An 8,834-nucleotide genomic window follows, 5' to 3' on the forward strand; every position below is an offset into this window, starting at 1 on the left:
CGTGCCGTCGCTGAGGTCGAAGCTGGCGCTGTCTTGGCCGTTCCAGTCGGTAGTGGGGACGTAGGTCCAGGTGCCGTCGGCGTTCTGGGTGAAGCGGCCGTGCTGCGGGGCGGTGGTGAGGGTGACGGTCAGGGTGTCGCCGTCGACGTCGCTGGCGGCGGCGAGGAGGTCGACGGGGACGGGGGTGTCTTCATCCACGGTGACGCGTTGCGGGGCGATGACCGGGGCGTCGTTCACCGGGGCGACGGTGAGGTGGACGGTGGCCAGCGGGGAGTCGAGTTCGCCGTCGCTCACTCGGTAGCTGAAGCGGTCGCTGCCGTTCCAGTTGGCGTCCGGGGTATAGGTGAAGCTGAAGTCGGGGTTGACCACCAGGGTGCCGTGCGCCGGGCCGCTGATCAGCGTCGCGGTGAGGGGGGCGGCTTCCGTGTCGCTCGCTGTGGTCAGCAGGCTACCGGCGAGGGGGGTGTCCTCGAAGCCGGACAGGTCTTGGTCGGCGAGGACGGGGGCGTCGTTCACCGGGGTGACGGTGAATTCGATCTGTGCAGAGGTGCTGAGCGTGCCGTCGCTGAGGTCGAAGCTGGCGCTGTCTTGGCCGTTCCAGTCGGTAGTGGGGACGTAGGTCCAGGTGCCGTCGGCGTTCTGGGTGAAGCGGCCGTGCTGCGGGGCGGTGGTGAGGGTGACGGTCAGGGTGTCGCCGTCGACGTCGCTGGCGGCGGCGAGGAGGTCGACGGGGACGGGGGTGTCTTCATCCACGGTGACGCGTTGCGGGGCGATGACCGGGGCGTCGTTCACCGGGGCGACGGTGAGGTGGACGGTGGCCAGCGGGGAGTCGAGTTCGCCGTCGCTCACTCGGTAGCTGAAGCGGTCGCTGCCGTTCCAGTTGGCGTCCGGGGTATAGGTGAAGCTGAAGTCGGGGTTGACCACCAGGGTGCCGTGCGCCGGGCCGCTGATCAGCGTCGCGGTGAGGGGGGCGGCTTCCGTGTCGCTCGCTGTGGTCAGCAGGCTGCCGGCGAGGGGGGTGTCCTCGAAGCCGGACAGGTCTTGGTCGGTGAGGACGGGGGCGTCGTTGACCGGGGTGACGGTGAGGGTGACGGTGGCGATGTTGGATTCGCCGCTGTCGTTCGCGAGGCGGTAGGTGAACTGGTCTTCGCCCGACCAGTCGGCGGCCGGGGTGTAGCGAAGGCGGCCTTGCGCGGTGAGTTCGACGCTGCCGTGTGCGGGGCCGCTGACGAGGATGGGGGTGGACGGGGAATGGGCCGGACTGGTGACGGTGTCGTTGGCGGCGACATCGAGGTCGATCGGGGTGTCTTCGGCGGTGGTGGCGCTGTCGTCACGCGCTTGCGGGCCCTCCTGCGGCAAGCCGAGATGGAGATCCTTGACGGTGACGCGGCTGCTGACGGCGGCTGTCCCGCGGCCGAAGCCGATGAGGTCGAAGCTGAGGTTGACGACGGTGCCGGCGGGGGCGTTGGCGTGCACGCCGGCGAGGTCGACGAGGACGCTGCGGCTGCCGTCGGGGTTGCGGATGGTGGTGACGCCGCTGGATTTTGTTTCGGAGCCGTCGGCTTGCAGGTTGAGGAAGGCGTCGTTGTGGGTGAGGCCGGTACCGCCGAGCAGAGAGAGGCCGGTGTTGGCGTCGATCAGGGCGACTTCGAAGGCGTCGTCGGGGGCGTTGTCAACGTCGTCCAGGGCGATGGCGGAGAGGGTGAAGGTGAGATACCGGTCGTCGGGGCCGAGGACGAAGGCTTGGCTGAGGCGGGTCTGGCTGGTCGGGGTTTCCTTGAGCGTGGCGGCGCCAGGGGCGAAGGTGACGTCGCCGGTGGTGGACCAGGCGGTGCCGTTGGCGAACTCGGGGTTGGTCAGCGTCAGATTGGCGGCGGTGTCGTATTGGGTAAGGCCGGCGCGATCAGCGCCGCCGAGGCCCAAGACGGGTTGACGAGCACTGCGTAGGGCCCCTCCCAGGCTACGGCTGACCGGTAGCGGGGCGCCGGGGGGACGGAACGGGTCCTGCGGCACGGGGGCGCCGCCGGCGCTGGTAAGCAGCCCGCGCAGCGTTGCCCATTCACTCTCGGACGGTAGGCGGCGCACGCCTGGGAGCAGCGTGGTCGCCATCAGGTCGTGCGCGTAGACCGAGTGATCGAGGCCCTGCGCATGGCCGTATTCGTGCAGGAGGACGGTGACGAGGTCCATCTTGCCGGCGGCGTCATTCCCCGGTTTGGCGATCCATTCGTGGGGGTCGGACGTCGGAAGGAATTCCTCGTGGTCGCTCGGGGTGGGATCGATGAACCAACCGTAGCCGGCGGCGTCTGTGTCAAGGGTGATATGGGCGGACGCATCGGATTCAGTGGTTTCACCAACACAGTAGCCGCGGAGATCGGCGAAATCCAAATCAAGCTTCCGCTCATGCTGAAACCAGGAATCGAATTCGCTCGGAACGGAAGAAATCACCCATTCCGATGATTTTGGACAATATTTTTTATAAATTGCGCCGTGATTGTAGGTAGTGATTTCAGTTCCAATTACTTTAATGAAATAGATAATCTTTACCTTGTTTTTCCCAAACACGACAAGAAAATCAACCCTGTCTGCACCTATGTAATTTGATTTTGGCATGTATCGGTAGCTATTTGGGCCTGCATACGCTGGGTCGCCGATTCCGACCGCCATCAATAGACCGTATTCAGGCTGTTTTGTAACCTCAACGGTCGATTTCTGCATAGCCTCAGCGAACGCTGCGTAATCATTTACATACAATGGCAGTTGCTTTGTTGCGAACGCCAGTTCCGCAACGTCAGCAGGGCCCAAAGAAGAGATTTCGCCCTTGACATTTGAAGCGGGGTAGCACACGCCTACCGTTCCATACAGTTTGGCGTTTCCCGCCGAGGCTGGCACAGGGGTTGCGTGTGCAACCAACATGGGCTGAGAAGGATTTTGAAGGCTATCAATAGCACTAACGAACAACATATCAAAACCTCCCAATTCAACATTAAAGTCCGTAACTAAATCTTGGGATGCTTTCGCATCAAGACTATCGCTTAACGTTGCTACAGATCCTTTCGAATTTTCATCGGATATCAATTTGCTTGTACTAGAAGACAGAATTATTTGTGCAGCTCGGCTGCCTAGATTTATGCCAAACTTTGTGTTGTAGCCAGCCTTCTGGATGGCATGAATACCCAGCGCCGAAACAAGCTCTCCCATGTTGCCATAAGCATTCTGGTCATAGATAAATTTGTTAACCTTCTTCCATATGCCAGTTCGGTTATCTATTTCTTTAAGGCTAACCCCGCCACCATTCACACCCTTAACCGTTCCTCTAAAATCATCTGCATCGGCAACAAGATTCAAATTTTTTCCAGTTGCGGTAGTAGTTGTGCTTTGCCAGAAGAACGCGCCTGATAGGGCAGAAATTGATTTGTCGCCTGAAACAGACTCATAATTGTTCAACAGATCAAACGCGCCGGAACCATATATGCTGTTTAATGCGTCGTTTGCAGCCTTGTAGTTATTTTTCCAAGTCAGATGAATAATTCCTCTGCCCTTGTATTTATGCCCGTCAGTCCATTCGGTATTTCCTCTATCGGGACGATTTCCGTACGCGTAATCAGCTTTGTCGTCTGCGGACCTGTTTGCGTATTCGGTTAAGATTGCCGCTGACGCGCTTTTAAATCTTCCTATACGTTGCCTTGGGTCAGAAAGTGTCCAATCCGTATTCTCCGCTGTCTTCTCAAGCTGAGCACTCTCCTTATAAACGTTCGCTAAAAACGCTGCGACTCGTTTTGGGGTGTTTATGTTAAATCGCGCCATGGCAATGTTAATTGGATAAACCCAATCAGCATAGTCGACGCGTTTCGAATCACCCATTATAGCGCTCAAAGACTTAGTATCTAGTTTTGCACCAACCCCACCACCATAAGCACCAACACCGCCCAAGAACAACTCATTATTGTCTATCAACCCATTTACCGAAGTGCCAGTTCCAAATAATGCCACCTTAATCCTATCCTTATCGCCGGCGCTGGCAATCTTGATGTCGTCCCAGCCGATGCCATTGCCGGCCTGGCCGTCATCTTGCGTCGCGCCATAGACCACCTGGAAATCCTTGAGCGCCTCTTTCTGGTTGTTCTGTTTGCCGCTTGGCGGCGCGACACGGTTGACGAAATCCAGCAGGTTGGCGAGTTTTTCAGCGTCCTGCGCGTTCCAGGTACCGGCGCGTTTCTCCTTCGGGGCCTTGAGTTCGGTGATCGCGTACTTCAGTTTCTGCAGCGCCGTCCCCTCCTTGTTCGCTGTTTCCTTGTCAAGGTCGATGCTCTTCGGATCGACCAGACCCAACAGCCATTCGTCGCCGTAGAGGCTGTCCTGGTAGACCTTGGAGACATATTTCGGGTTGATCCCCAGGTTCAGGAGGCTGCCCAGTTCGCCGCCACCTTGGAAGACGAGCTTCTCCGGTCGTTTCTGCAGTTCCGCCGACGTGGCCGAAGCGATCATCAGATCGCGCACCCAGCTCGTCATGTCGGTACGCTGGCTCTCGCCCACGTAGACCCAGCCCTGAGCAAGCTGTTCACCCGCAAAGCGCATCCAGTGCGGCGCATTGTAGGCGTTCAACCAGCCGAGGGTTTTCGCGCCTTCCGCCTGGGCACTGGGCGACTCGATCAGCCCATCGGCGCTGAACTTGGCCGGTTCGAACACCCAGGTCTGGGCAATCTGCTTGTCAAAGTCGGCTTTGGCCTCCAGTTTCGCTTTCTCGATGGCGCTCCTGGTGGCCACCTCGATGGTCGTTGTAATGGTTGCATTCCTCGCGTCTGCCTCGAGGGCTTTTCCCGCCGCCTTCAAGCTGTACTTCGGCTCACCGACGAGCACGTGTTCGGAGTAGCTTCCATCCTCTGCGTTATAGCGGATATTGACGGTGACCTCAGCCGTGGCCCAGTTGTTGCTGGCCTTGCCTTTCGCCTTCGCTTCGCCCGTCGTGGGTCCGGTGCCATAACGAACGATCTTCTCCAGGAGCTGCAAGGCACGCCGTTCGGGATCGCCGAAGATCCCGTCTACCGCGAACTCGGTGATCGACGCCGAGGCTTTCGTCGGGTCGTAGGCGTTGTAGCCGAGGTACTTCAAACGCTGTTCGACGCGATAGACATCGAGTCGATCGTTGTCTGCACTGATGCCCACGCTGCCCCTCAGTTCGAACTTGGAATATCCCGGATCATCCAGCGGCCGGTCCCCAAAATAGACATTCGCCGTGCTGGCAAAGTCCTTGGCGGTCACCAGGGCGCTTCCGACAAGGGAATCGGGCTCGTCCTTCGAGTAGTCGGTGCAGGTAAACAGGAAGGACGCCCACTTGTCGCTCAAGGTCTTGCCGCTGCGCAATTTCTCCAAGTCGTTGTTCTCGCCTTCTTCGGTCAGTTGGCGTGCGAAGAAGAGCACGCCCGTCTTCTCGAATGCGTCTTCGACCAGACTATCGACGCCCGACCGGGAGTAGATCGTCGGCGACGCTGGGCTCGTCATGATCACTTGCAGGGCACTCTCGCGACTCGCCAGGCGCTGCAGGTCGTAGCCTTGCAGGCTGAAATTTCCGAGCGTCGCCATGCGCCTCTTGACCAATCTCTGCGCAGCGTCATTCAAGGCTTTCAAAGGCGTTTGCGCTTCGACGGGCGAGATTTTGTTGTCCTTGAGGAGGAGCTGTTTGGCTGCCAGTTCGCTCAGATCGACGCCGATGATGTCGCCCAGCTTGCCGGTAACGGCGATATCGATAAATTCCGGATCGAACGCGGTTCCCAGCGGCATGACGTTGGCCACGGGGATGGTTTGTTCGCCCATCGCCGGCAGCGGGATGTGTTTCGACAGTCGGTCTTTCTCCGGCAGCGCCAAGGCGGCCTCGATGAGGTCGTAGACGCTCCAGGCGGTGAGTCCGTGCGGCTGTTTGAGGGCGCCGGTGAGGATGGAGCCAAAGCGTCCTTCGAGTTGGCCGATGAGCACCCGGCCGTCTTCGGAGAGCGCGAGGTTCTGGATGCCGTAGCCATCGAGCGGCACAGTGGCGCCCAGGTATTGCGGGGTGCCGAAGGGATCCCGGACGAGGCCGAGCTTGCCGCCGACGGCGACGGGTTTGGGGACGATCCAGGAGCCGCTCGATGGCCCGGTCTGGACGAACTCGGGGCCGCGCTCCATGTCGTTGTAGAAGGGGTCGAGCATGCCGTAGTTGTCGTCGGCGACGATTGCGTAGTCCACACCTTTGTACTTGACCCAGACGGCGCTCTGTGCGCGTTGCAGGTCGAGGACGTCGTAGCGAACGTTTTCACTGCCCTGGATGAGGGGGATCGTGTTGAGCGTGGCGAGCCTCGCTTGGCCGGCTTCGTTGCGTGTGAGTTGCAGCGTGGCAAGGCCGGCGCGCAGGCTGTTCGGAGCGCTGACGAGGTAGCGGTCGGGGTTGTCGGTGGCCGAGACGATCAGCGGGGTGCGCAAACCGCTTGCCGGCAGGGCGGGAACGAGGGGTGCGGCGATCGCGCCGGTCTTCGGGTTGAGGCTGGACAGGTCGAAAACCAGGATGTCGCCTTGCTCGCGCCGGTCGGACCACAAGGCGGGCAGAATGCCGCCCTTGGGTGCGCTGACCACCAGGGTGCGCGCGTCGCGGCCGACGGCGATGCCGGCGAAGCCGGTGATCGCGTCACCGCCCGGCCACCGCAGGCTGAGCAGGTGGGTATGGTAGCCGGCGCTGCCCGGGGCAATGTCGAGGAGAAGCAGGCGAGCGCCGGGGGTTTCGCCGCCTTCGGCGAGCAGGAGCTGGTTGCCGACGATAGCCAGGCTGCGCAGGTTGCGCCCGGACGGGAGCGCGATGGTGTCGATCCGTTGCAGGGTGACGAGATCGATGCAGTAGACGACGCCGTTGCCGGCGACATACGCGCGCGCGAGGTCGGTCGAGAAGGCGATGGGTTGCACCTTGCGGTAGAGCGAATTGACGCCGCCGCCCAGGTCGTTCTGGCCGATCGATTCGAGGAGGGGGAGATCGACGGGCAGTGGAATGTCGCGAATGGCCAGGTTCTCGCGCAGGACGGTCAGCCCGTTGCGGGTGAGGACGGCCGCCATGTGCGGCTGGGGCGCGATGCGCAGGGTGTTGCCGGCAAATTCCAGCATTTCGCCCTCTGTGAAGCCGCCGGTGCCGTCGAGTTGGGCGCTGGAGATCTGGCGCACGATCTGCCAGCGGACGCTGCCGACTGCGATGCCGGCGGGTGGTGAGAGGTTCACAACGCCGCGCGCCTTTCCGTCGAGCGTGAGGACATCGCGCGCGCTGCCGTTGGGGAAGAGGACGCGTACGATGAGTCGACCGGCGAAGGCGCCGGGGTCGGGGTTGTTGATCGTCAGGCTGATCTGGCCGTCGTCGGTGACCCGGGCGGCGCTGATGTTGGGCAGGGCCACGTGGCCCCAGGGGGTGCGCGCCGGCGCCAGCCATTCGCCGAGATCGAGACGCACCCGGCCATCGGCGCTCACGCTGGGCAGCGGGATAGCGAGGCTGCGCGGGACACCGAAGGCGTAGTCGCCGACGGTAATGCCGATCGCCTCGGAGAGGAGGTATCCGAGGAGCGAGGTTCCGCTCAGGGCCGAGGCGAGTGAGCCGCTCATGCTCAGGCTTTCCCCAGCGAATGAGATCCAGGAGTTGCTCGCTGCGTTGACCGCTGCCGGGGCGCCTTGGCTGACGATGGCGCGGCAGACGAGGTAGTCGCCGGAGCGGTTCAATCCCGGATAAGGCGTGCTGGCGGTACGGGCGATGCCGTCGGCGCCGATGTAGCCGTTGTCGGCGAGCCACCAGGTGTCTTGGAAACTGCCGTCAGCCAACGGCAGCGTGCCTTTTCTGAGGAACCAGATTTCTTCGCCGGGGGTGGCCGGCAAGCCGTCCTGAACGGGGATGGCGAATTGCAGGGGCTGTACGGCCGGGTCGGCCCCGAGGTCGAGGCTGAAGGCGCCGATGGCCGACAGGAGGCGTGGGACGGGCGGCGCCATGCCGGTGGTGGCGACAAGGTCGGCAAGCGCCACGCGGCGGATGCCCACCGCGGTATCGGCCTTCAGGGCGCCAGCACCGATGAGCACGGTCTCGCCGCTGGCGGCGCGGACGATGCCGCCGTGCTCGGCGACGACGACAATGGCCGCCGGCGTGGCAGTGCTGGCTTCGTCATCGACCGCCGTGGGCAGGGTGACGGTGAGCAGGATATCGGTTTGGCCGATGGTCTGCTCGAGAATCTGACCGTCGGTGTCGACGCGGGTGGCCAGGTGAATGATCGAGAGGGTCGTTCTGCCCGCTCTGCGAGCGGTGATCAGACCGTCGTCGCTGACCGTGGCGATGGTGTCGTCGGAGATGAGGTAGCGGGTGCCGCTGCGGGCTTCGGGTACGGCGGGAATGACGAAGGTGATCGTCTCGCCGCTGTCCGGGTCGAGCACGATCTCGCCGGTGTCGGCGTCGATGACGATTTCACCGGTCAGCGGATCGATCAGCGGCACCTGTGTCGTCGGATCCTTGAAAGTCTCGATTTCTTCTGGCGTTCCGGCAAAAACGATCTGGTGGGCCGTGTGGATGTTGGTCGACTCGCCCGTGTCGGGGTCGATGAGGTGGACTTTGAGTTGTCGCGGAGCGCCGGGGAGCAAGGTCAGCGTCCCGGGGTAGACGTCAGGGAGGGGGTTTGCGCGGCCCGTGTGGCTTTCTTCATCCCAGGCAATGGCGCCAGCGGCTTCCGGTGCGCGCTGTGTGTTGATGGCTTGGACGGCCTGGACGAGGCGCCCGTCGGTGTCGAGCCGTGTGACGACGATCAGCGCGGCACCCTGCCCTGTAGCGCGGATGCGGTCGTGCGCGTCGT

Annotated in this window: 1 protein-coding gene; it reads right to left on the reverse strand. The window is 62.1% G+C overall.

The features are described 5' to 3' along the window. On the reverse strand, window positions 1-8,834 hold an 8,834-nt coding region (locus RKP46_RS02875), incomplete at both ends, for a tandem-95 repeat protein (protein WP_311105230.1).

Origin of the sequence: Accumulibacter sp. (assembly GCF_031732815.1) — a bacterium.
In the GTDB taxonomy this organism is placed as follows: domain Bacteria; phylum Pseudomonadota; class Gammaproteobacteria; order Burkholderiales; family Rhodocyclaceae; genus Accumulibacter.